Annotated in this window: 15 protein-coding genes; 6 read left to right on the forward strand and 9 right to left on the reverse strand. The window is 63.4% G+C overall.

Annotation, left to right across the window (positions count from 1 at the left end; all coding sequences use genetic code 11):
• Positions 1–56: 56 nt before the first annotated feature.
• Complete coding sequence (locus ACR30Z_RS08730) at positions 57–2,744, reverse strand: GNAT family N-acetyltransferase (protein ID WP_434372130.1); 2,688 nt, start codon at positions 2,742–2,744, stop codon at positions 57–59.
• 55 nt (positions 2,745–2,799) lie between these two features.
• Between ACR30Z_RS08730 and ACR30Z_RS08735 the strand changes: the two genes are divergently transcribed.
• A complete protein-coding gene (locus ACR30Z_RS08735) occupies positions 2,800–5,316 on the forward strand; it encodes a DNA gyrase/topoisomerase IV subunit A (protein ID WP_434372131.1) in 2,517 nt (838 codons plus the stop codon).
• Between the two features lie 79 nt (positions 5,317–5,395).
• Here ACR30Z_RS08735 and ACR30Z_RS08740 read toward each other — a convergent pair whose 3' ends face one another.
• Positions 5,396–5,779, reverse strand: coding sequence for a VOC family protein (locus tag ACR30Z_RS08740; protein ID WP_144652442.1), 384 nt, complete (start codon positions 5,777–5,779; stop codon positions 5,396–5,398).
• A gap of 128 nt (positions 5,780–5,907) precedes the next feature.
• On the opposite strand from ACR30Z_RS08740, the gene ACR30Z_RS08745 reads away from it, so the two are divergent.
• Entirely contained in the window at positions 5,908–6,426 is a 519-nt protein-coding gene (locus ACR30Z_RS08745) for a DinB family protein (protein ID WP_144652443.1), read from the forward strand.
• 10 nt (positions 6,427–6,436) lie between these two features.
• On the opposite strand, the gene ACR30Z_RS08750 is transcribed toward ACR30Z_RS08745, so the two are convergent.
• Genes ACR30Z_RS08750 through ACR30Z_RS08765 form a run of 4 tightly spaced genes read right to left on the reverse strand, consistent with a single transcriptional unit; the run spans position 6,437 to position 13,601 of the window.
• On the reverse strand, positions 6,437–7,447 hold the full coding sequence (locus ACR30Z_RS08750; RefSeq protein WP_434372132.1) for a GNAT family N-acetyltransferase: 1,011 nt from the start codon (positions 7,445–7,447) through the stop codon (positions 6,437–6,439).
• A gap of 9 nt (positions 7,448–7,456) precedes the next feature.
• Complete coding sequence (gene cydD / locus ACR30Z_RS08755; protein WP_434372133.1) at positions 7,457–10,855, reverse strand: thiol reductant ABC exporter subunit CydD; 3,399 nt, start codon at positions 10,853–10,855, stop codon at positions 7,457–7,459.
• A gap of 7 nt (positions 10,856–10,862) precedes the next feature.
• The gene (gene cydB, locus ACR30Z_RS08760) at positions 10,863–11,972 is read right to left on the reverse strand and encodes a cytochrome d ubiquinol oxidase subunit II (RefSeq protein WP_434372135.1); all 1,110 of its coding nucleotides are present in this window, start codon (positions 11,970–11,972) and stop codon (positions 10,863–10,865) included.
• Positions 11,973–11,990: 18 nt separating this feature from the next.
• A complete protein-coding gene (locus ACR30Z_RS08765) occupies positions 11,991–13,601 on the reverse strand; it encodes a cytochrome ubiquinol oxidase subunit I (RefSeq protein WP_434372167.1) in 1,611 nt (536 codons plus the stop codon).
• A 280-nt stretch (positions 13,602–13,881) separates the two neighbouring features.
• Between ACR30Z_RS08765 and ACR30Z_RS08770 the strand changes: the two genes are divergently transcribed.
• Both ACR30Z_RS08770 and ACR30Z_RS08775 read left to right on the forward strand, forming a co-directional pair.
• Complete coding sequence (locus ACR30Z_RS08770) at positions 13,882–14,268, forward strand: BlaI/MecI/CopY family transcriptional regulator (protein WP_011774471.1); 387 nt, start codon at positions 13,882–13,884, stop codon at positions 14,266–14,268.
• A gap of 5 nt (positions 14,269–14,273) precedes the next feature.
• On the forward strand, positions 14,274–15,260 hold the full coding sequence (locus tag ACR30Z_RS08775; protein ID WP_144652447.1) for a M56 family metallopeptidase: 987 nt from the start codon (positions 14,274–14,276) through the stop codon (positions 15,258–15,260).
• 9 nt (positions 15,261–15,269) lie between these two features.
• On the opposite strand, the gene ACR30Z_RS08780 is transcribed toward ACR30Z_RS08775, so the two are convergent.
• On the reverse strand, positions 15,270–15,812 hold the full coding sequence (locus ACR30Z_RS08780) for a Chromate resistance protein ChrB (RefSeq protein WP_434372136.1): 543 nt from the start codon (positions 15,810–15,812) through the stop codon (positions 15,270–15,272).
• Between the two features lie 52 nt (positions 15,813–15,864).
• Between ACR30Z_RS08780 and ACR30Z_RS08785 the strand changes: the two genes are divergently transcribed.
• A complete protein-coding gene (locus ACR30Z_RS08785) occupies positions 15,865–17,061 on the forward strand; it encodes an MFS transporter (protein WP_434372137.1) in 1,197 nt (398 codons plus the stop codon).
• Here ACR30Z_RS08785 and ACR30Z_RS08790 read toward each other — a convergent pair.
• On the reverse strand, positions 17,058–19,166 hold the full coding sequence (locus tag ACR30Z_RS08790) for a DNA gyrase/topoisomerase IV subunit B (RefSeq protein ID WP_144652449.1): 2,109 nt from the start codon (positions 19,164–19,166) through the stop codon (positions 17,058–17,060). The two genes, ACR30Z_RS08785 and ACR30Z_RS08790, sit on opposite strands and share 4 nt — an antisense overlap.
• Positions 19,167–19,434: 268 nt before the next feature.
• On the opposite strand from ACR30Z_RS08790, the gene ACR30Z_RS08795 reads away from it, so the two are divergent.
• Positions 19,435–19,656 (forward strand): DUF7455 domain-containing protein, encoded by a 222-nt coding sequence (locus ACR30Z_RS08795; protein ID WP_018778705.1) that lies wholly within the window; start codon positions 19,435–19,437, stop codon positions 19,654–19,656.
• Positions 19,657–19,891: 235 nt separating this feature from the next.
• On the opposite strand, the gene ACR30Z_RS08800 is transcribed toward ACR30Z_RS08795, so the two are convergent.
• Entirely contained in the window at positions 19,892–21,205 is a 1,314-nt protein-coding gene (locus tag ACR30Z_RS08800; protein ID WP_144652450.1) for an RNA polymerase sigma factor, read from the reverse strand.
• Positions 21,206–21,364 lie beyond the last annotated feature (159 nt).

A 21,364-nucleotide genomic window follows, 5' to 3' on the forward strand; every position in this document is an offset into this window, starting at 1 on the left:
CCCCCATTTTCACAGATCGCTTGGTGACTTCCTAACCGTGCGGTTCGCCTCTGTGGCTAACCGCGCATCGCCCGGCGGGCGCTGTCCGTCCGCTGTGCTGCGTTGCCGATCCACACATCCGCACCCAGGATGGTGGCGCCCGAGGGACCGGCAAGGACAGGGTTGAATTCCACCAGCGCAATTCCGGGGTGGTCGTCTTTGAGCTTGGCGAGCCTGGCCGCGACGTCCTCCAGCGCTGCCACGTTCACTGCCGGAAGCCCTTGATAGCCAAAGAGCTTCCTGGACGCTCTGGGCGAACGGATCACATCATGCAGGTCAGCAGCTGAGAGCGGCGGGACCCGGTGGGCCCAATCGTCAAGGAGGTTTACGGCGTCGCCTGCCAAACCGAACGACAACACCGGCCCCAACAGGGGGTCCTCCATCGCGCGGAAGGTGCAGGCCTGCCCGACAGGAGCCATCGCCTGCACCTCAAGGGACGGCGACCCGTACGGTTCAAGGGCACGGCGCATCTGCGCGATGTTCTGGCGCAGCGATTCGGCATCCTGGATGTCGAGCCGGACGCCGCCGAGGTCCAGGCGGTGCCGCAGTGCAGGATCAGTGGTCTTCAGGACCACTGGCCATCCCACAGTGTCCGCGGCCCGGACTGCTTCCTCCGGCGTACCAAATCCGAACGTTGGCACCACCTCTATGCCGTAACCGGCCAGCAGCGCGGCGGCAGCACCGGCGTCGAGCTTCCTCAGCTTCTCCCCCGTTACCCCGGCGAGCATGGCAGCCAAGGTCTCGCGGGTGCCATCCACGTCGCAGCCGTCAGGCTCGATGAACAAACCCTGGTCGCGATCACGCCACTGGGCGTATCGAACGATTGCGGCAAGGGCGGCCACGGCGGCACCGGCGTTGGAGTAGCACGGCAGCACGGGCTTGCCCGGGGAACCCACCATGCCCTCCACGTGGATGGAAGGATCCAAAATTCCCGTGAAGGCCGCAACAACCGGCTTACCGGCTTCCGCAGCACATTCTGCGAGGACGCCGGCCAACGACTCCTGGGTGAGACCACGGGCAGGCAGCAGTGCCGCCACCACCGCGTGGACGGAGTCATCCGCGAGGCTTTCCTGGAGGCTGGCCCGCAAGGCCGGAAGCGCGAGCGACTGACCGGCGTCGAGGTCCACCTCCGTCACGAGGCGGTTCACATCCAGTCCGAGTGGGACAGCGCTGTCAGCCACCACTTTCCCCAAGGCGACGGAATTGGAATAGACAGCCAAACCTGGCCCTTTGGGCAAAGCCTGGGAGGACACGATTTGGGCGATGTCCATTAATTGTTCGATGGTCTCCACACGGATGACGCCGGATTGGCGCATCATGGCATCCACGGCCGCGGGCGGCGCCTGCGTGGTGCGGACCTCATGCCCAGGCGGCAGGGTGAGACCCGTGACATCGGACTTGGCCACGATGACTGGCTTGCTCCGCGACAACCGCCGGGCCAGGCGGGAGAACTTTCGCGGATTGCCGATGGACTCCAGGTACAGGCCGACGGCGGAGGTATCGGCGTCGTCCTCCCAATACTGCATGGCGTCGTTGCCCGAAACGTCGGCGCGGTTGCCGGCGGAAAGGAAGGACGACAGGCCGAGTTGGCGCCGGCTGGCTGCCGCGTAGACCGCCACCCCGACGGCGGCCGACTGGCTGAACAGGCCCAGGCTGCCCCTCGGCGGCATGCTGGGAGCCATCGACGCGTTCAAGGAAACGGCCGGGTGGGTGTTCAGAATTCCCAAGGATTCGGGCCCGATCACCCGCATGCCGTTCGCCCTGGCGCGCCGCACCAGTTCGTGCTGGCGGGCCAGTCCCCGCTCTCCGTCGTCGGCAAATCCGGCGGTGGCCACCACAATGCCCTTGACGCCCGCTGCAGCACAGTCGTCCACCACCTTGGGCACTTCGCCGTAGGGAACAGCGATGATGGCCAACTGCACTGGCCCAGGGATTTCGGACAACTTGGCGAAGGAGATCATGCCGGCCAGTTCGAAGGCCTCGGGGTTGACGGCGTAGACCGGCCCCTTGAAGCCTCCCTCGATGATGTGCTCCAGCAGCTGGTATCCCACGGTGCCCCACTTGCGGCTGGCGCCGATGACAGCCACCGACGACGGCGACAACAGGTCACGCACGCTGCGCGCCTCTGCGCGGTGCTCACGGGACTCCATGACGGCTCGGGATTTCTCCGTGGGGTCGATGTTGAATTCGACGCTCACCACGCCGTCGTCGAACTGGCGTTTGAGGTCGTATCCGGCGTCGGCAAAGACCATCAGCATCTTCCGGTTGTCGGGCAGAACCTCGGCCGTGAATCGCCGAATGCCGTTCTCGCGGGCAGCCACGGCCAGATGTTCCAGGAGGATCGAGCCAATTCCGCGGCCCTGGTGGGCGTCGGAGATGTTGAAGGCCACCTCTGCCTCGGTGGGGTCGTCCAGCCTGTCATAGCGTCCGATGCCCATGATTTCGCCGCCAATGGTGATAACGAAAGCCACCCGGTTGATGTGGTCAACTTCCGTGAAGCGCCGCACTTCCTTGCCGGAGAGCTTGGGCTTGAAGGAAAAGAACCTCATATAGATGGAGGCCTGCGACTGGCCCGCGTGGAACGCCTGCAAAGCCTCCGCGTCCTGTGGCCGGATAGGACGAAGGTGGGCTGTTCCGCCGTCGCGCAGGACGACATCGGCCTCCCAATATTCCGGATAAATGCCGACGCCGGGCTGATCCACCATAGGCTTAGCCTAGCTAAAACATCCGCAGTACAACTTTCAAGGATTCACCGACCCCATGGCCCGCAGCCAAACTCCCGCACGCAAAGGCGAGCCCCTCGGCGATTTCACCGAGAACATCGTCGATATCGACGTCACTTCCGAGATGGAAGGCTCCTTTCTGGAGTATGCGTACTCCGTGATCTATTCGCGCGCCCTCCCGGACGCGCGAGACGGCCTGAAGCCTGTCCAACGGCGCATTCTCTACATGATGTCCGACATGGGCCTGCGCCCGGACCGCGGACACGTCAAGAGCGCCCGCGTGGTGGGCGAAGTCATGGGTAAGCTCCACCCGCACGGAGACGCGGCGATCTACGATGCCATGGTGCGCATGGCACAGGACTTCTCCCTGCGCCTGCCGCTGATTGACGGCCACGGCAACTTTGGTTCGCTCGACGACGGCCCGGCAGCACCGCGTTACACCGAAGCGCGCCTCGCTGCCGCTGCTTTGACCATGACGGACCACCTCGACGAAGACGTGGTGGACTTCGTCCCCAACTACGACAACCAGCTGACGCAGCCGGACGTCCTCCCCGCCGCCTTCCCCAACCTGCTGGTCAACGGCACCACGGGCATCGCTGTGGGCATGGCCACCAACATGGCTCCGCACAACCTGGTGGAAGTCATCGCCGCAGCACGGCACCTGATCGCCAACCCCGATGCCACCCTGGAAGAGATCATGCGGTTCATCCCGGGGCCGGACCTCCCCACCGGTGGACGGATCGTGGGCCTGGACGGCATCCGCGACGCGTACGCTACTGGCCGCGGTTCGTTCAAGACCCGGGCCAAGGTTGAGGTGGAACAGCTTTCTGCCCGCCGCACCGGACTGGTGGTCACTGAGCTCCCCTACATGGTGGGTCCGGAAAAGGTCATAGAAAAGATCAAGGACGCCGTCAACGCCAAGAAGTTGACAGGCATCAGCGACGTCGTGGACCTGACCGACCGCAACCATGGACTTCGCCTGGTCATTGAGCTGAAGAACGGCTTCAACCCCAACGCCGTGCTCCAGCAGTTGTACCGATACTCCCCCATGGAAGACTCCTTCGGCATCAACAACGTCACGCTGGTGGATGGCCAGCCGCAAACCCTTGGCTTGTTGCAGCTGCTTCAGGTCTATGTTGCGCACCGGCTGAACGTGGTGCGCCGACGCACGTCGTTCCGCTTGGGCAAAAAGAAGGACCGCCTCCACTTGGTGGAAGGTTTGTTGATCGCGATCGTTGACATCGACGAGGTCATCCAGATCATCCGCTCGTCCGATGAAGCCTCGGCTGCGCGCGAGCGGTTGATGTCCATCTACGACCTCACCGAGATCCAGGCCAATTACATCCTGGAACTGCGCCTGCGGCAGTTGACCAAGTATTCCCGCCTTGAACTGGAGAAGGAGCAGGACGAACTCCGCCGCGAAATCGAGGCACTTGAGGCCATCCTGGCGTCCGACGAACTTCTTCGCGACCTCGTGTCGGGTGAACTTGCCGAGATCTCCGAAAAATACGGCACACCCCGCCGCACGGTCTTGCTGGAGTCCGAAGCCGTCTCACCGACCGTCGCTGCCGCCCTCGCGGCTGCCGTCCCCGGTCCCAAAGGCAAGGCCGCCGCGCTGCCGCTGGAGATTCCGGACGACCCCTGTTGGGCGTTGCTCAGCGTTTCCGGCCAGATCGCCAGGACATCAAACCAGGAGCCGCTGGCCGAGTCCGGGCCACGCACCAAGCACGATGTCTTCCGCTCGGTAGTGAAGACCACGGCTCGTGGAGAAATCGGCGCAGTGACCTCACAAGGCCGCATGTTGCGGCTGCAGGTCATGGACATGCCTGTCCTGCCTCCCGTCTCGGGCCTTCCGAACCTGGCCGGCGGTGTGCCGGCGAAGGACTTCATCACTTTGGTCAAGGGCGAAACCTTGGTGGCGTTCGTTCCGCTGGATGCCATTCTGGCCATTGGCACTGTCCAGGGCGTCGTCAAGCGGGTGCAGCCGGACTACCCGCTGAACCGCGAAGATTGGGAGATTATTGCCCTGAAGGACAAGGATTCGGTCCTCGCCGTGGAACCGGCGCAGGATGACGACGTCGATCTTGTCTTCGTGACGAGGCAAGCCCAATTGCTGCGTTTCAGTGCGTCCAACGTCCGTCCGCAAGGACGCACGGCGGGCGGCATGGCCGGCATCAAACTGGCCGCCGGTGACGACGTGATCCACTTCGGCACCGTTCGTGCCAACGATCCTGCCGCCGTCGTGGTGACCATTGCCGGCACCAACGGCGCCCTGCCTGGGACCGCCCCTGGAACTGCGAAGGTCACGGCCTTCGAGGAGTATCCGGCCAAGGGCCGTGCCACCGGTGGCGTGCGAGTCCACCGCTTCCTGAAGGGTGAAGACACCTTGCTGATGGCGTGGGCCGGACATGGCCCCGCCAAGGCGTCATCCGCTGCCGGGGTGGCCAGGGCGCTCCCACACGAGCATGGCCGCAGAGATGGCTCGGGCGTGCCGTTGTCCCAGCCCGTGGAAGCCATCGGCCCGAGCATGGCATGGGCTGAGCCCGCAGAGTAATGACGTGCCACAGCAGGGGCCGGCGATCACAACCGCCGGCCCTTGCTGTTGTGGTGGTGTGGGAGCCACACCACCTGGGCTAGCCGGTTTGGGTGAGGCTCAGAATGTTTCCTTCAGTATCAAGGAACCACGCCGCGGCGCTTCCGTCGGGCATCGTGGCGATGCCGTTCTCTGTCTTCAGCCCGGGGAAATCGTAGTCTTCGAACGTGACTCCTTTATCCCGCAGCTCCGCTACCGTGGCAGCGACATCGCTCACCATCCAACCCATCTGCGTGTTCCTGGCAGTGCCCGCATTGGGTGTTTGATACAGGAAGAATCCGGTTCCATCGCCACACTTGTATTGGAGGTTGTCGTCGTCGTCCGGATTTTCGGGTTCCAGTCCGAGCTTTTCGCTGTAGTACGCACGGGCCCGGGCTATGTCCTGTGCCGGTAGGACGGCACCAACCTGCTGATCCTTGAGCATGATTTTCTCTTTCCGGCTCTCCCCCCGGAACGAACTTTACTCTTGGGCGGGCAGCTAAGTCATTGGAAAACGACACCATATTTCATCGCCTGCAATGGACGCGGGGCAGATCGGCTTAGACTGGCCGCATGCCGATCATCCCCGATGAAAAAGACTGGACGTGGGTCCTCTCAGAGCCCTGCCCCGAGTGCGGTTTCGACGCCGCCACGGTGACACCTTCAACGGTGCCGGGCACCGTCCTGAACATGCTTCCCCGGTGGCGGGCCGTCCTGCGCCGGGAGGACGTTTCCAAACGGCCCAATGACCACACGTGGTCCAACCTGGAGTACGCGTGCCACGTCCGCGATGTCTTCAGCCTCTTCGACCAGCGCCTGAATTTGATGCTGGCTGAGGATAACGCCACGTTCGCCAACTGGGACCAGGACCAAGCCGCCATCGATGGCGACTACGCATCGGCGGATCCACGAACCGTGGCTGATGAAGTGGAAGCCGAAGGCAAGGAAATTGCTGAGTCGTTTGCCCGGGTGGTGGAGGACGACTGGCAGCGCACCGGAACGCGCAGCAACGGTTCCTCGTTCACGGTGCTGACGTTCTCGCAGTACTTCCTGCACGACGTTGTGCACCACCTGCACGACGTGGACGGCTAGGAAACATGCCTTAGAGCATCTTCTCCCACGTCATGCTGCGGTTCACCGGCGTGTAGCCCATGCCAAGGTAGAGTTCCAGCGCACCTGAGGGGTTGGCGGAATCCACGTCAAGGGAAGCCACGTCCATTCCGGCGTCGGTGTACCGGCGCATGGCGTCCGCCAGCAGCGCTTGGGCGATGCCCCGGCCCCGGTAGGCTCGCCGAACTCCCAGGAGCCCGGTATAGCCCTCCTTGAAACCGCGGTCTGCGGCCGAGTCGGGATCAAAACTGGTCAGTTGGTACCCGGCGATTTCACCTGTGGCGGTGTCAATGACCACTGCGCTGAGATCGTGCCGCCCTGTAGGTTCCTCCATGGTGAAGCGCCACGCCTCCTCGTCCCTCGGTTCGCTCCCCCAGTGGTCCCTGAAAGCATCGTTGTGCGCCAAGCGCATCGGCTCGAACAGTGAAGGCTCCAAGGTCCTGAGTTCAAACCCGGCACCGAGCGGAGCGTGGGGCAGCTCCGTGGACAGGGGCCGATGCATCTCGTTGAACCAGCGCACCGCCTTGTAGCCGTGGCCCATCAGCAGAGCAGCCCGGTGCTCATGCTGTTCTTCGGTTTGGATTCGGAGCCGGGGCGGAGCCTTGGTGTGTCCGGCGTCTTGATCCGACTGGAAACGGTGCCGAACCTGGGCTTCCTGCCAGACCAGGACAGCGGAACCTATGCCGCGGAGCTGCCACTCCGGGTCGACGCAAGCCAGGCCAGTGGCTTTATCGCCTTCAGGGTTCTTGGTGATTCGCCCATAGGCACGCGCCACGCCTTTGGCATCCAGGCCCAGAAGCGTGCTGGTCGCCGCAGGGTTCTTGGTGGATTCCAGGATATGGATCAGGTCACCGCGTTTCTCATACCAGACGGGATGTTCAACGGCGGCAGTACGGGCAATCAGGCCGGCCCAGTTATCGAGGTCGCCCATGGTGGCACACCGCCACTGAAGGCCGGTCACGGTGTTGTCGGGCATCGCTTGGCTTGCGGCTTCGAAGGGCATGCCAACAGGCTACTGAGGAGTAGGCCTCCCCACCAGCTCCGCCGCGCCCGCGCTTTGCTTCACGGCTCTGGGGGTGCTGGCAAGCTCAAGCCGCGCGTCTGAAGGATCGATGTCCTCGGAATTGTGGGTAACCAAAACAACAGTGACATCTTTGAGCCCCTTGCGCAGGATGGCCATCATTTCCTGTGCCGAACCCGCATCCAGGTGGGCGGTTGGCTCATCCAGCAACAACACTGAAGCGCCCGTCAGGAGCGTCCGGGCCATCGCGAGCCGCTGCCGCTCTCCACCGCTGAGGAAGGAGCCTCCGGCTCCGATCCGCGCGTCGAGACCACCAGGCAAAGACTCCACCAAGGCATCAAGGCCGACGTCGGCCAGGGCCTTGTGCATGTCGCCCTCGCTGGGTTTCTCCCCCGCGGGCCGGCTCAGCAGGAGGTTACCCCGGATGGTTGAGTCGAACAGGTGTGCCTCTTGGGGGCACCAAGCTGCCGTGCCGGTCAGCTTGGCCGTTCCTTCCGTGAGCGGCAGAAAACCAAGGAGGACGGAAAGAAGCGTGGACTTTCCGGCTCCCGATGGTCCGGTCACGGCAAGCCAGCGGCCAGGTTCGGCTACTGCGGTCAGCCCCGCGAAGACGTTGGAGCCGCCGGGCCACGCTGCTGCGGCACCGCGCAACTCCAGCCCCGCTTTTCCGGGGCGGTCAGGCAGCGGCCGCGTGCCGCCGTCGAGGTTCCCCTGGTGATTGCCCGGCGCCGGGGCGTCCAAAGCACCGGACGCTGCCACCCGTCCCAGGACGGCGGCGAGCGCCGGAGCCTGGCGCACCGCGGACACGATGCCTCCGAACGGTTCCACCAGTGCGAGTTGCATCAGGACGATGACAGCAACGAGTTCCGGTGCGGCGGTCCCGTTGAATACGGAGGGTGCACTGAGGGCACCGGCCCACAGTGCCGCCAATGAGCAGCCCAAGACGGTCACTGCCTGGCCGAGGCCTTCAGCCCACGCCGAGCGCTGGGCAGAGTCAGTGGCCGCGCGGTCTTTGGCGCGCAGCGATTCAAGGACTGGTTCCCCTACTCCGTTGGCGCTCAGCTCCGCACGGGCGTCCAGTGCCGCAGCTACTGCTCTCAGCACCACAGAGCGCATCAGTTGTTCGGCCTTTGCGGCGTTGCGGTCGGCAAGGACGGCGAGAAGCGGAGCAACGCCCAGCCCCACCACGGCTGCGATCACCACGGCAGGCAGCGCGGCCGGCAGCACGATGGCCGTGGCGACGATTGCCGCACCGCCCACTCCCACTGCGGTGACGGGCGGCAGGGCCACCCTGGGCAGGAGGTCTCGGAGGGTGTCGACATCGTCCACGATCGACCCGAGGACATTGCCGCCTTGGAGCAGGCGACGGAGGGACAGTGCGCGGCGGCTGAGAGTTGCCCAGAGCGAGCCGCGGAGTCGTGTCATGGCGGCAAAGACGGCGTCGTGGGTCAGCAACCGCTCGCAGTAGCGCAACACGGCCCGGCCAATGCCGAAGAACCTGACGCCGACTATTGCGCCCAGCAGATAGAGGATGGGCGGCTGTTCACTGGCCCTGATGATGAGCCAGCCGGACAACCCGGACAGTGCCACCGCAAAGAGTGCCGCCAGGACGGCAACCACCCCGGCGGCGGCGAACTTGCCTCGAACGGGTTTCAGTATTCCCAGTAAGCGCGTCAGGCTGCCGTGACCGTCACCTGCGTTGGGGGCACTGTCCGCGGGGACCACCGCCGCCGGTTCTGTGGGCGCCATGGCCGGCACGCGTAGGGCGCTCGCTCCCGGGACTGTGGAGGCGTCACGGTGACGTTTTTCTCCGACCTGCACCACGTGGTCGGCGAGCGCACGGGTGTGGGCGTCATGGGCCACCAGGATCACCGTGACGGTACCGCGGAGCGACTCGATCGCCCGGCGCACCACGCTCGCGGTGTGCTGGTCCAAGTGCGCAGTGGGTTCGTCAAGCAGCAACAGTGTCGCCCCCGCTTCCAACCGGGCGAGGCCACGGGCAAGGGCAACGCGGCGCAACTCGCCAGGGCTCAGTTCGGCGGGATGCTTTGAAACCAGGTGCTCTGCGGAAGCCCCGCGGAGGACTCGGGTCACGGCCTCGGCGGTGTCGCCTTTGAAGCCGTCCAAGTAGAGCTCGATCTCCTGCTGCACCGTGTCGGCTGCCATCACAGGGTGTTGCGGCACCCATGCCATGGTTCCCGGCGCAACTCCAGACACTGTTCCCGTCACTTCGGCGCCCGGCCCTTGCCCGACAAGTCCGGCAAGGACTCCCAGGACAGTGCTCTTGCCGGCGCCGCTGTCGCCGTCCAGGGCTGTGATGCTGCCGCCTGGGGCGGTGAAGTCAAGAGGTCCGACGGCGGCCGCGGACCTGCCGTGGTACGTCACCGACAATTGGGTGACCACGACGTCGCTGGGACCTGCGCCTGCCGCGCTGCCACGCAGGGGCTGGTGCTTGGGGGCTTCCAGCACGGCAGTGGTTGTTTCGAGGGCCGCCCTGCCGTCGTCGCTGGCGTGGTGCGCGGTACCGAGCTCCCGGAGGGGCAGGTAGCAGTCCGGGGCAAGGATGAGGGCCAGGAGTCCGGCTTCCAAGGCCATATCTCCCGCTACCAGCCGGACCCCGATGAAGACCGCCACAACGGCAACTGAGATGGTGGCAATGAGTTCAAGGGCCAGCGCGGAGAGGAAAGCGGTACGAAGGGTGCCCATGGTCCGGCTCCGGTACTGCTCGGAAATGTCCTCCAGGGCTGCACGCTGCTCAGTGGCACGGCCCAAGCCCACCAGGACAGGCAAACCCTTGGCGAGTTCCAGGATGTGGCCGGACAGTTTCCGGAGCGTGGTTTGCGCGTCCCGAACGCTGTCCTCGGTGTGCCGGCCTATCAGGACCATGAACAGTGGCACCAACGGAACGGTCAGGACAATCACCACAGCACTGACCCAATCAGCAAAGAGGATCCTGGCACCGATCAACAGCGGGACGGCTGCGCAGTTCACCAAGGCGGGCAGATACTGGGTGTAGTAGTCGTCCAGCGCGTCCAGGCCTCGAGTCGCCAGGATGGCCAGGCCGCCGTCGTTCATTCCGTCGACTGGAGCGGAGCCACCGTCGGCCAGTGAGCGCCTCAACAGCCGCGCCCGCAGCTCTTCCTTCACGCCCAGGGCCGCACGACGCGAGGCGATGCCCTGCCCCCATACAGTCAAAGACCGAAGGACCGCGCCCACCGCACCCCAGACGAGGCTGTCCCTCCAGTCCCCCGACCCGGAGGCCAGACCGGCCAGCATTCCCGCTACTGCTTGTGCCATGAGCACCAGCGACAAGGCCTTCAGGGCTGACATCAGGCCAAGTGCATAAAGGGCTGAACGGGTTGCCGGGCCGGACGGGAACACTGGCTTCATGGGGTGCTTACGCTCCTGGCCGGGAAGGGTCGCCGGACCCGTCGTTTGACTGATTGCTGGACGGGCCGGTTTCCTTGGAGACCAGCACCTTGGCGGCAATCGCGGGCAGGAAGCCGTGGGCCTCCGGGATGTGGGCTGCGCTCACGCGTCGCCGGAACACCCAGTAGGTCCAGGACTGGTAGGCAATCACCAAGGGCAGTCCCACGGCGGCCACGATGCTCATCAGCCCCAGGGTGTAGTCCGAGGAAGAGGCATTGGAGACTGTCAGGTTGAACGCCGGGTCAAGGGTGGATGGGATGACCACGGGGAAGGCCGCCCCGAAGATCGAGGCAGTGGCGCAGACGATGAATGCACCGAGGGCACTGAACGCGCGCCCCTCGGAGCCTGCCCGGGCAAGCATCCACGCCACGACCACGGCCCCGACAGCGGCGGCCACCAGTGCCCAGGTCCAGGGTTTACCACTGAGGAACTGGACCGCGACCATCCAGCCGAACATGGGCAGTACGGCCACCGGAACCAACCGCACAAACCAGCGACGGGCCCGGTGCCGCACGTCGCCGTCGGTCTTCAAAGCCAGGAACGCGAGGGCGTGGACCAGCGCGAACGCCACCACACCGAAACCGCCCAGGAGCGCGTAGCCACTGAACCAGGACATCGGGCCGCCGCTGCGGTCGCCGTTGGCGTTCAAGGGCAGCCCGGTGGTGGTGAGGGCGAGGGCGGCGCCGATACCGAAGGCAGCCACGAACGAGCCGATGGCGATCGCCCAGTCCCAGCGGTTGCGCCACCGCGCGGAGTCCACCTTCCCGCGGTATTCGAAGGCGACAGCACGGAAGATCAGTGCTGCCAGGACGCAGAGGAGAGGGAGGTAGAGCGCCGAGAACAAGGAGGCGTACCAGAGGGGAAAGGCCGCAAAGGTGGCCCCGGCCGCGGTGAGCAACCAGACCTCGTTGCCGTCCCACACGGGTCCAATGGTGTTCAGCAGGACGCGCCGGTCAGTGTTGTTGCGGGCGAACAGTTTCATCAGCATGCCCACGCCGAGGTCAAAGCCCTCAAGGAAGAGGTAGCCGGTCCATAGGACGGCGATGGCCACAAACCAGATAGTTGGCAACAGTTCCATTGTCAGTTTCCCTTGGTTCTAGTAGGCGAATGCCAGGACGTCGTCGCCGGACTTGCCCGGACCGGCGTCGCCGTCGTTTTTGTCGCTCTGGTCCTTGGAGTCCGTTCCGTGCTTCACGCTGGCCAGTTCAGGCATCGCCGAGGCCACGCCACCGCGGATGTATTTGACCAGAAGCTTCACTTCCACCACCAGCAGCACGGCATAGATGGCTGTCAGGACCACCAGCGACGTCATAAGTTCACCGGCACTCACGCCGGGAGACACCGCTGCGGCAGTAAACATGAACACCTGGTCAATACCGTTCATATCCGGGTTGGGCGCCACCACGAACGGTTGCCGGCCCATTTCGGTGAAGATCCAGCCGGCTGCATTGGCACCAAACGGTGCAAGGATTCCGAAGACAGCCAGGCGCATGAGCCACTTGGACTGGGGCACCGCTCCCTTGCGGGTCACCCAGAGGGCCAACAACGCGGCGAATGCCGCAATTCCGCCGAAACCGATCATCATCCGGAAGCCCCAGTAGGTCACTTCCATCACGGGCACGTACTGGATTTCCTGTCCTGCGCGCTCACCGTAGAGGGGGTTGTCCGGCAAGTGGGTGCCGTACTTTTCCTTGTACTCACCCAACAGGCTGTTCACGCCCTTCACTTCCGTGGTGAAGTCGCCTTTCGCCAGGAAGGAGAGGATGCCGGGCACTTCAATTACGGCCACGACATCTTCACAGTTGGAAGAGCCCACGTTTCCGACGCTGAGTATCGAGAATCCTGTTCCGTCATGGCAGGCCGCTTCGGCTGCAGCCATCTTCATGGGCTGCTGTTCGAACATGAGTTTGCCTTGGAGGTCACCGGTGAAGGCCGTTCCTGCGAAGGAGATCATGGCCACGACGGCGCCGATGCGCAGGGATTTCATCCAAACTGTGTAGTCGGCCTTGTCCCGTCCGGGGATGTGCGGAGCGTCACCGGGAATGATGCGGCCGTCCTTGCCTACGGTGTCGATCCCGTCGTGCCGGCGGCGCCACAAGTGGTACCAGGCGATGCCGAGAAGGAAGGCACCGGCAACCGCCAACGCGCCGAACAAGGTGTGGGGCACCGCTACGAGGGCAGTGTTGTTGGTGAACACGGCCCAAGCGTCGGTCATGACGGGGCGTCCGTCCACCATTTCAACGCCCACAGGGTGCTGCATCCAGGAGTTCGCCACGATGATGAAGTAGGCGGAGAAGACGGAACCGATCACGGCGATCCATAAGCAGGCCAGGTGCACACCGCGTTTGAGCTGCTTCCAGCCGAAAATCCACAGGCCGAGGAACGTCGACTCTACGAAGAACGCCAGAAGCGCTTCGAGGGCAAGTGGGGCACCGAAGACGTCTCCGACGAACCGGCTGTATTCACTCCACGCCATGCCGAACTGGAATTCCTGCACGATGCCCGTCGCTACACCCATGATGAAGTTGATAAGGAAGAGCTTTCCCCAGAACTTGGTCATGCGCAGGTACTCGGGTTTGCCCGTTCGGTACCAAATGGTCTGGATGATTGCTACCACCAGGCCGAGGCCAATAGTGAGCGGCACCATCATGAAGTGGTAGACGGTAGTGATACCGAATTGCCAGCGTGCGATTTCCAAGGCGTCCATGGCTGTCCTTTGTGCGGTGGACCGAAGTGCGATGACCATACTTCTACGTCACGTAGAAAACTTCTCTTCTACACAGTGTAGAACAAATGCCGGCCGACGAAATCCATTCTTCAAGTGGCCTTACACACGCGCAAGGGCCCCCGCAGCGCCGCGGCGCGCCGATAGTTCTACCTCACGTAGAAAGCCGGCCGGAAAAGCGGTAGATTTATGGTGGAATATTGGATCGTCGCTCCCAACAGCAGTTGCTCTGCATCGGGAAGCGGAAGGTAGGGACGAATTGATGGCAAGTCTTGGGGAACTGGAACGGGCAGTGATGGATCTGCTCTGGGCAGGCCAGGAGGCTGCAACTGCCAACACGCTGCGCGATCTCCTCGCGCAGGATTCCGAGGCCGGCGACGGCACTGCGGGCCACCAAGGCAAGGACCTGGCTGTGACCACGGTTCTTACCGTGCTCTCGCGCCTGGAGAAGAAAGGCTTGGTGGAGCGTGAACGTGGAACGCGTCCGCACCGCTACCAGGCTGTTTCGAGCCGCGCGGACCACACCGCTGAGCTGATGCACGAAGTACTGGGCTCTGCCCCGGATCGCGAGGCCGTCCTGGCCCGCTTCATTGGTTCCGTCACCGAAAGCGAAGCCGCTACCCTGCGCAAACTGCTCGGCTACAATTAGCCACTATGTTCTGGACCTCATACCTGCTTGCGGTCCTGGCATTGATTCTGGCGTGGCCGGTGCCCGTTCTCCTCTCGCGTGCACAGTGGCCGGCGCGTTCACCCTTCACGGCCATGGTCCTGTGGCAGGCGATAGCCCTCGCCGGAGGCCTGTCCATGATCGGGGCAATGCTTGTCTACGGCCTGGAGCCCATTGGGGACAACCTCATTGCGGGACTCAAGGGCCTGGCCGGAATGGTCTTCAACAACGAGCCCACCACGGCACTGGGCTTCTGGCACTTGTTTGCGTTGTCCGCGGCTGCGCTCCTCACTGCGCACCTGGTGTTCACCCTCCTGCTGACGTACTACAAAATTGAACGCCAGCGGCGACGCCACCGCGAACTGCTGGCCCTGCTGGCGTCACCGTCCGACGACGGCCCGGGAACTGTGGTCATCAACCACGACTCCCCCGTGGCCTACTGCCTGCCCGGCGGCGCCCGCTCCGTAACAGTGCTGTCCGACGGCCTCATGGCAGCTCTTGAACCTGCCGAGCTCAGGGCCGTTCTCATTCACGAAAACGCTCACCTGTCCCAGCGCCACGATCTGCTGCTCTGGGCCTTCGCGGCCTGGCGGCAGGCCCTGCCCTGGTTCCCCACCACACGACTGGCCCAGACGGCCGTGAATTCCCTGATTGAGATGTTGGCCGACGACGTCGCCCTCCGGACCGAGAGCAAGGGGACACTCATCAAGGCCATAGCGATCGTCGCCAGCGGAAACTCCCAGCCGGCCATCGGCGCGCCGGCACTCAACGCAGGCGGGGCCGTCGTCGAAGGTAACGGCGTCAGCGCCACCGGCGGTGCCGATTCACCACGTACGACGGCGTCTCGCGTCAGCCGCCTTCTCTCGCCTCAGCCGCCGCTCACCAAGGGTCTGCGAGTACTGGTCCTGGCGGCTTCGGCGCTGCTGCTCGCTGTGCCAACGGCACTTTTGATCGTGCCGGGGTTGTTGGGGTAGCTGCGGCCCCTATTGCGGCAGCGTGGCGTCGTACACCATGGACGCATACTCCTCCAACGCTTCCGCGCAACACGCAAGTTGCTCAGCGGCGTCCACGGCCTGGGGAAGGAGAAGGACATCGCGCGATTTCAGGTCCCTGTACCAGCGTCGCAGGCGTTCCAGGCTCTGCTCCTCTTCCTCAAGCTCGGCAAACGTGAACTTCCGCTGTGAAATCTCTTTGGCGATCTCCCGTTCGAACTTGCCGCAGTCCGAAGTGAACTCGGCCCATTCCTCCAAGCGGGCAGCCTGGAAGGCATTCCTGAAAGCCTTTGCCCCTTGATCGCGCGGTGAGGCGTCCACCAAAGTCCAGGAGCCCCCGCCTTTGGCCACGAGTCCCTCTGCCCGGCCCAAACCATCATTGAAGACGGGATGCGCAGGCAGCACCCACGTTCCGGGCGACAATGGCACGGCGCCGATACGGCGCAATTCCCTCCAGACAGCAACACGATGCCTGGATGGTTGCGACGGCATGTGGACGAGGATCAGCAACCACCGCGCATCAATCACAGTCATGAATGTAGCAGCTGTTACATTGTGAGGCGTGAAAGCAACCGACGCCCCGCCAATGCCAGCTCAAGCTAGCCAGCGTTGGCCGCTCTACGCCGCCGGGTTCACCACCGCTTTCGGCGCCCACGCTGTCGCTGCCGGGCTGGGAGCCGAAAGCGCAGACATTGGTTTGAACCTGCTGGCCTTGGGCTTCTTATTGGCCCTGTACGACATTGCCGAGGTTTTCCTGAAACCGGTCTTCGGTTCCCTGAGCGACCGCATCGGGCCGAAGCCAGTCATCGTGGGTGGGCTGTTGGCATTCTCGGCCGCATCCTTGATCGGTTTATGGGCTGACCAGCCCACCATGCTCGCCGCCGCGCGGCTCGGGCAGGGAATGGCGGCGTCGGCCTTCTCGCCCGCTTCGTCCGCCACAGTTGCCCGCCTCGCAGGAAAAAGGAACGCTGGGCGCTATTTTGGACGGTATGGCTCCTGGAAAGGTCTCGGCTACGCCATAGGACCGCTGCTGGGCGCCGTGGCCATCATCAGCGGCGGATTCACGCTCCTGTTCGGGATCCTGGCCGCGCTGGGCCTCATCGTTGCAGTGTGGGCCATGGTCTCAGTGCCTCGCCTGCACCCTCTTCCCCGGCCGCGTTACACCATCGTGGACGTGTGGCGCCAAAGCACCGAGAGCTCATTCCTTGGCCCCACGTTGGTCCTTGCCGCTGCAACAGGGGCGCTGGGCGCCGCAGTCGGATTCCTTCCTGCTTTGGCGGCACGCGAAGGACTGGACACTGCCGGGAGCGTTGCCGTGGTGACCGCGTTGGCCATCACGTCGTCGTTGATACAACCACTCATCGGCAGGTTGCGCGACCGGGGCGTACTCGCCGACAAGCCAGGCATGGTGGCCGGCCTGCTCGCCGTCGCGGCGGGCACACTGACAGCCGGGCTGTTGCCGGGAGCGGCGTGGATCTATCTTGCAGCCGTCCTGATCGGGGCTGGAATCGGAGTTGCCACACCGCTGGCATTCGCGCATCTGGCCGATTCAACCCCCGCTGAGAGGCTGGGTAGAACCATGGGCTCAGCCGAGCTCGGCCGGGAACTTGGTGACGCCGGCGGTCCCTTGCTGGTGGGCGGTATAGCCGTCGCGAGCGGGCTCCCCTGGGGCTTGGGCGCCTTGGCGTTGGTGGTGGGCCTCACGACATTCGCCGCTCCCGGTATCAGACCCCCCGGCTCCACTGCCCGAAAGGACTCACCAATTCCGCCAACATCAGGCTAGGCGTCGATGCGCTCCCGATCCAGGGTGGCGGCACCGGCGATGATGAACTCCTTGCGCGGCGCCACATCCGAACCCATCAAAAGGTCGAAGACTTCTTCAGCACGCTGTGCGCTTTCAATGCCCACTTTTCGAAGTGTCCGGTGGCGCGGATCCATGGTGGTTTCAGCGAGTTGCTGTGCGTCCATTTCGCCCAGGCCCTTGTAACGCTGAATGGGCTCCTTGTAGCGCTTCCCCTCCTTGGCAAGGTTGGCCAGAAGGACGTGGAGTTCAGCCTCCGAGTAGGTGTAGATCATCTCGTTGGCTTTCTGGCCCGGGTTGATGACCTCCACGCGGTGCAGAGGAGGGACGGCGGCAAAAACTCGTCCCGCCTCGACCATGGGCCGCATATAACGGAAGAAGAGCGTCAGCAGAAGTGTGCGGATGTGGGCGCCATCAACGTCGGCGTCTGTCATGAGGATGACTTTGCCATACCGGGCTGCGTCGATGTCGAAGCTGCGGCCGGAGCCTGCACCAACCACTTGGATCAGTGCCGCACACTCTGCGTTGGAGAGCATGTCCCCCACAGAAGCCTTCTGGACGTTGAGGATCTTGCCGCGGATGGGCAGCAGAGCCTGGAAATCCGAGGAGCGCGCAAGCTTGGCGGTACCCAGCGCGGAGTCGCCTTCCACAATGAACAACTCCGAACGAGCGACGTCGTCGGTGCGGCAGTCAGCTAGCTTGGTGGGCATCGAGGAGGTTTCCAGAGCGTTCTTGCGACGCTGCGTTTCCTTGTGCACGCGGGCCGAGATGCGCGACTTCATTTCGCTGACCATCTTCTCCAAGAGAAGCGCAGACTGGGCTTTGTCGTTGCGGTTGGCCGAGTTCAAGCGTGTGGTGATTTCCTTTTCAACCACCTTGGCCACGATGGCACGAACCGCAGACGTACCCAGGATCTCCTTGGTCTGACCCTCGAATTGCGGCTCTGCCAAGCGGACAGTCAGCACGGCCGTCAGTCCTGCGAGGATGTCGTCCTTCTCAATTTTGTCGTTGCCGGCTTTGAGTTTGCGGGCGTTCGTTTCCACAGCTTTGCGGAAGGTCTTCAGCAGGGCAGCTTCAAAGCCGGATTGGTGCGTTCCGCCCTTCGGCGTGGCGATGATATTGACGAAGCTGCGCATGGTGGTTTCGTAGCCAATTCCCCAACGAAGGGCGATGTCAACCTCGCAATCACGTTCGACTTCAGCGATCTTGCTGTGGCCATTCTCGTCGAGGACTGGGACGGTTTCCTTGAACTTTCCGGAACCATGCAGACGCCAGACATCCGTCACCCCCGAGTCGGCCGCGAGGAACTCAACGAACTCACTGATACCGCCGTCGTGGTGGAAAACTTCCTCGTGGACACCATTCTCGCCGGGGGTTCCCGCCAGCTTGCGCTCATCACGGACGGTGATCTTCAAGCCCGGCACAAGGAAGGATGTCTGGCGCGCGCGCGACGCAAGATCGTCGTACGAGAATTTGGCATCAGGCGTAAAGATCTGCCGGTCCGCCCAGTAGCGCACCCGGGTTCCCGTCACACCACGCTTCGCTTTGCCTACGACGTCCAGCACCGAGTCCTCAACGAAGGGTTCAAACGGCGCATTCGGGCCTGGCTTGGACCCCGAATCGACGAACCTTCCGGGTTCGCCGCGACGGAAGGACATTTGGTAGGTCTTGCTTCCGCGATCCACTTGGACATCCAGACGACTGGACAAAGCGTTTACCACAGATGCGCCCACACCGTGGAGGCCGCCGGAGGCTGTATACGAACCGCCGCCGAACTTACCGCCGGCATGCAGCTTCGTGAACACGACTTCGACGCCGGACAGGCCGGTCTTGGGCTCTACGTCAACCGGAATACCGCGGCCGTCGTCATGGATTTCCACCGAGTTGTCGGCGTGCAGGATCACCTTGATGTCATGGCCGAAACCAGCCAGGGCTTCGTCGACGGCGTTGTCGATAATTTCCCACAAGCAATGCATGAGTCCGCGGGAGTCCGTGGAGCCGATGTACATGCCCGGGCGTTTGCGGACGGCTTCCAAGCCCTCAAGGACAGACAGGTGCCGGGCGTTGTATTCAGAACTCGGTGCCACTCGGGGTGTGCTCCTTCGGGGAATATCTTGGGGTACATCTTCAGGGTATTTCCCAGCCTTGTTATTGCTGGTAATTCAGGGCAAACACTGCTCATACTAGGCTAGCCGCGGGCACCGACAGGCGCCGGTTGCCACTCCCGGCCCAGCCCAAGCTGCATAGTTACGTTACGCACATGTGATACGCGGACAGCGAAAGTGACCCATCCTTGCCATGGTTCTGCGTCGAATGCTGGTTATATGGATGTACAGAACTACTAAGGAGGCCGACATGACAACAGCAGTTGCAGACCGCACGCTGAACGCAGCTGACCGCTGTGACCGTTGCGGAGCCCAGGCGTACGTCCGCGTTGTACTCGAGTCCTCCGGCGGTGAGCTGCTGTTCTGCGGCCACCACGCACGTGCAGTTGAAGCTACGCTTCGGCCCATGACTTCCGACTGGCACGATGAGACCGAGCGCCTCAACGAGAAGGCTCCCGTCCCCGTCGACTAGACAGGGCAGTCCGGCACGTCCGGAACCACTTTGAGCGTACAGGGCTCCTCCCGATCGGGAGGGGCCCTGTTGCTTTGTCGTCGCGTGCGTGCTGCTTCGTCGTCGCGTGCGTGCTTCATCAATGGGCGCGTGCAGTCTTTGCTGCTGCCAGCCGCGGCCTGCATCATGACCAGCGATACAACGAAGCGGCCCAGCCGGGAGTCCGACTGGGCCGCTGCGCCGATGCTGGGACTGTTTAGTCCAGGTAGTCCCGGAGGACCTGCGAGCGGGACGGGTGCCGCAGCTTGGACATGGTCTTGGATTCGATCTGGCGGATGCGCTCACGCGTGACTCCGTAGACCTTTCCGATTTCGTCTAAAGTCTTCGGCTGGCCATCGGTCAGGCCGAAGCGCATGGCAACCACTCCCGCCTCGCGCTCGGACAGGGTGTCCAGGACGGAATGCAGCTGCTCCTGCAGGAGTGTGAAGCTGACCGCGTCAGCGGGAACCACTGCTTCCGAGTCTTCGATGAGGTCACCGAACTCGGAGTCACCATCCTCGCCCAAGGGGGTGTGCAGCGAGATCGGCTCGCGTCCGTACTTCTGGACCTCGACGACCTTTTCGGGCGTCATGTCCAGTTCGAGCGCCAATTCTTCCGGCGTAGGTTCGCGACCCAGGTCCTGAAGCATCTGGCGCTGTACACGGGCCAGCTTGTTGATGACTTCCACCATGTGCACCGGGATACGGATGGTGCGGGCCTGGTCTGCCATGGCCCGGGTGATGGCCTGGCGGATCCACCACGTGGCGTAGGTGGAGAACTTGAAGCCCTTGGTGTAGTCGAACTTTTCCACTGCGCGGATAAGGCCCAAGTTGCCTTCCTGGATCAGGTCCAGGAAGAGCATGCCACGGCCCGTGTAGCGCTTGGCCAATGAAACGACCAGGCGAAGGTTCGCTTCGAGGAGGTGGTTCTTGGCACGTTTGCCGTCATGGATGACGAATTCAAGCTCGCGCTTGAGCTTGGGATCCATGGATCCGTCGTCAGCGTTGATCTTTTCCTCGGCGAAGAGTCCTGCCTCGATGCGAAGCGCAAGATCGACTTCCTGCTCGGCATTCAGCAGGGCAACCTTGCCAATCTGCTTCAGGTAGTCCTTGACGGGGTCGGCGGTAGCACCGGCCGACATGACCTGCTGGACAGGCGCGTCATCGTCATCGGCATCCGAGTAGACGAAGCCCGAACCGGATGGAGCAGCTTTGTCCTTGGTGGTCGCTGCGCTGTCCTCGGCGTCGTCGTCTCCGACTTCGACTTCCTCCGCAGCTGCGGGGTCAAAGTCCTCGTCCTCGGCGTTGGCATCCTCGGCGTCGGAGCCTGAGGACTTGTTCGCGGCTTCAGCGGCGGCCTTCGCGCCGGGCTTGGGTCCACGCTTCTTGGGTGCCGGCTTGTCAGAGTCACCCTCTGAGGCCTTGTTGGCGGCACGTGTGGCCGCGCGCTTTGCCGACGTGGCCGCCTTCTTTTCCTCAGCGGTCAATTCGGCCTGGGCGGCGGGTTCCTTCTCGACGGAAGACGGAGTCACAGAAAACCTTTCTAGCGGCGGTCTGTGGAATCACCATACGGGCAACACCACTATGACCCTGTCAAGTCCGCGATCAATTTCAAATGCGATCGCCGTCTGCAGAGTCTTTAGGTAGAACTCCCGACGACGCTGAATTGTTCCCGAAATTCGGGCCAACTC

The sequence above is a fragment of the Paenarthrobacter sp. FR1 genome (assembly GCF_051106045.1).
Classification (GTDB): Bacteria; Actinomycetota; Actinomycetes; order Actinomycetales; family Micrococcaceae; genus Arthrobacter; species Arthrobacter nitroguajacolicus_A.

Coding starts and splice junctions, on each gene's coding strand:
- ACR30Z_RS08735 (WP_434372131.1), top strand. CDS start 2,800: ATGGCCCGCAGCCAAACTCCCGCACGCAAAGGCGAGCCCCTCGGCGAT.
- ACR30Z_RS08745 (WP_144652443.1), top strand. CDS start 5,908: ATGCCGATCATCCCCGATGAAAAAGACTGGACGTGGGTCCTCTCAGAG.
- ACR30Z_RS08730 (WP_434372130.1), bottom strand. CDS start 2,744: ATGGTGGATCAGCCCGGCGTCGGCATTTATCCGGAATATTGGGAGGCC.
- ACR30Z_RS08795 (WP_018778705.1), top strand. CDS start 19,435: ATGACAACAGCAGTTGCAGACCGCACGCTGAACGCAGCTGACCGCTGT.
- ACR30Z_RS08785 (WP_434372137.1), top strand. CDS start 15,865: ATGCCAGCTCAAGCTAGCCAGCGTTGGCCGCTCTACGCCGCCGGGTTC.
- ACR30Z_RS08775 (WP_144652447.1), top strand. CDS start 14,274: ATGTTCTGGACCTCATACCTGCTTGCGGTCCTGGCATTGATTCTGGCG.
- ACR30Z_RS08780 (WP_434372136.1), bottom strand. CDS start 15,812: ATGACTGTGATTGATGCGCGGTGGTTGCTGATCCTCGTCCACATGCCG.
- ACR30Z_RS08765 (WP_434372167.1), bottom strand. CDS start 13,601: ATGGACGCCTTGGAAATCGCACGCTGGCAATTCGGTATCACTACCGTC.
- ACR30Z_RS08770 (WP_011774471.1), top strand. CDS start 13,882: ATGGCAAGTCTTGGGGAACTGGAACGGGCAGTGATGGATCTGCTCTGG.
- cydD (WP_434372133.1), bottom strand. CDS start 10,855: ATGAAGCCAGTGTTCCCGTCCGGCCCGGCAACCCGTTCAGCCCTTTAT.
- ACR30Z_RS08750 (WP_434372132.1), bottom strand. CDS start 7,447: ATGCCCTTCGAAGCCGCAAGCCAAGCGATGCCCGACAACACCGTGACC.
- cydB (WP_434372135.1), bottom strand. CDS start 11,972: ATGGAACTGTTGCCAACTATCTGGTTTGTGGCCATCGCCGTCCTATGG.
- ACR30Z_RS08740 (WP_144652442.1), bottom strand. CDS start 5,779: ATGCTCAAGGATCAGCAGGTTGGTGCCGTCCTACCGGCACAGGACATA.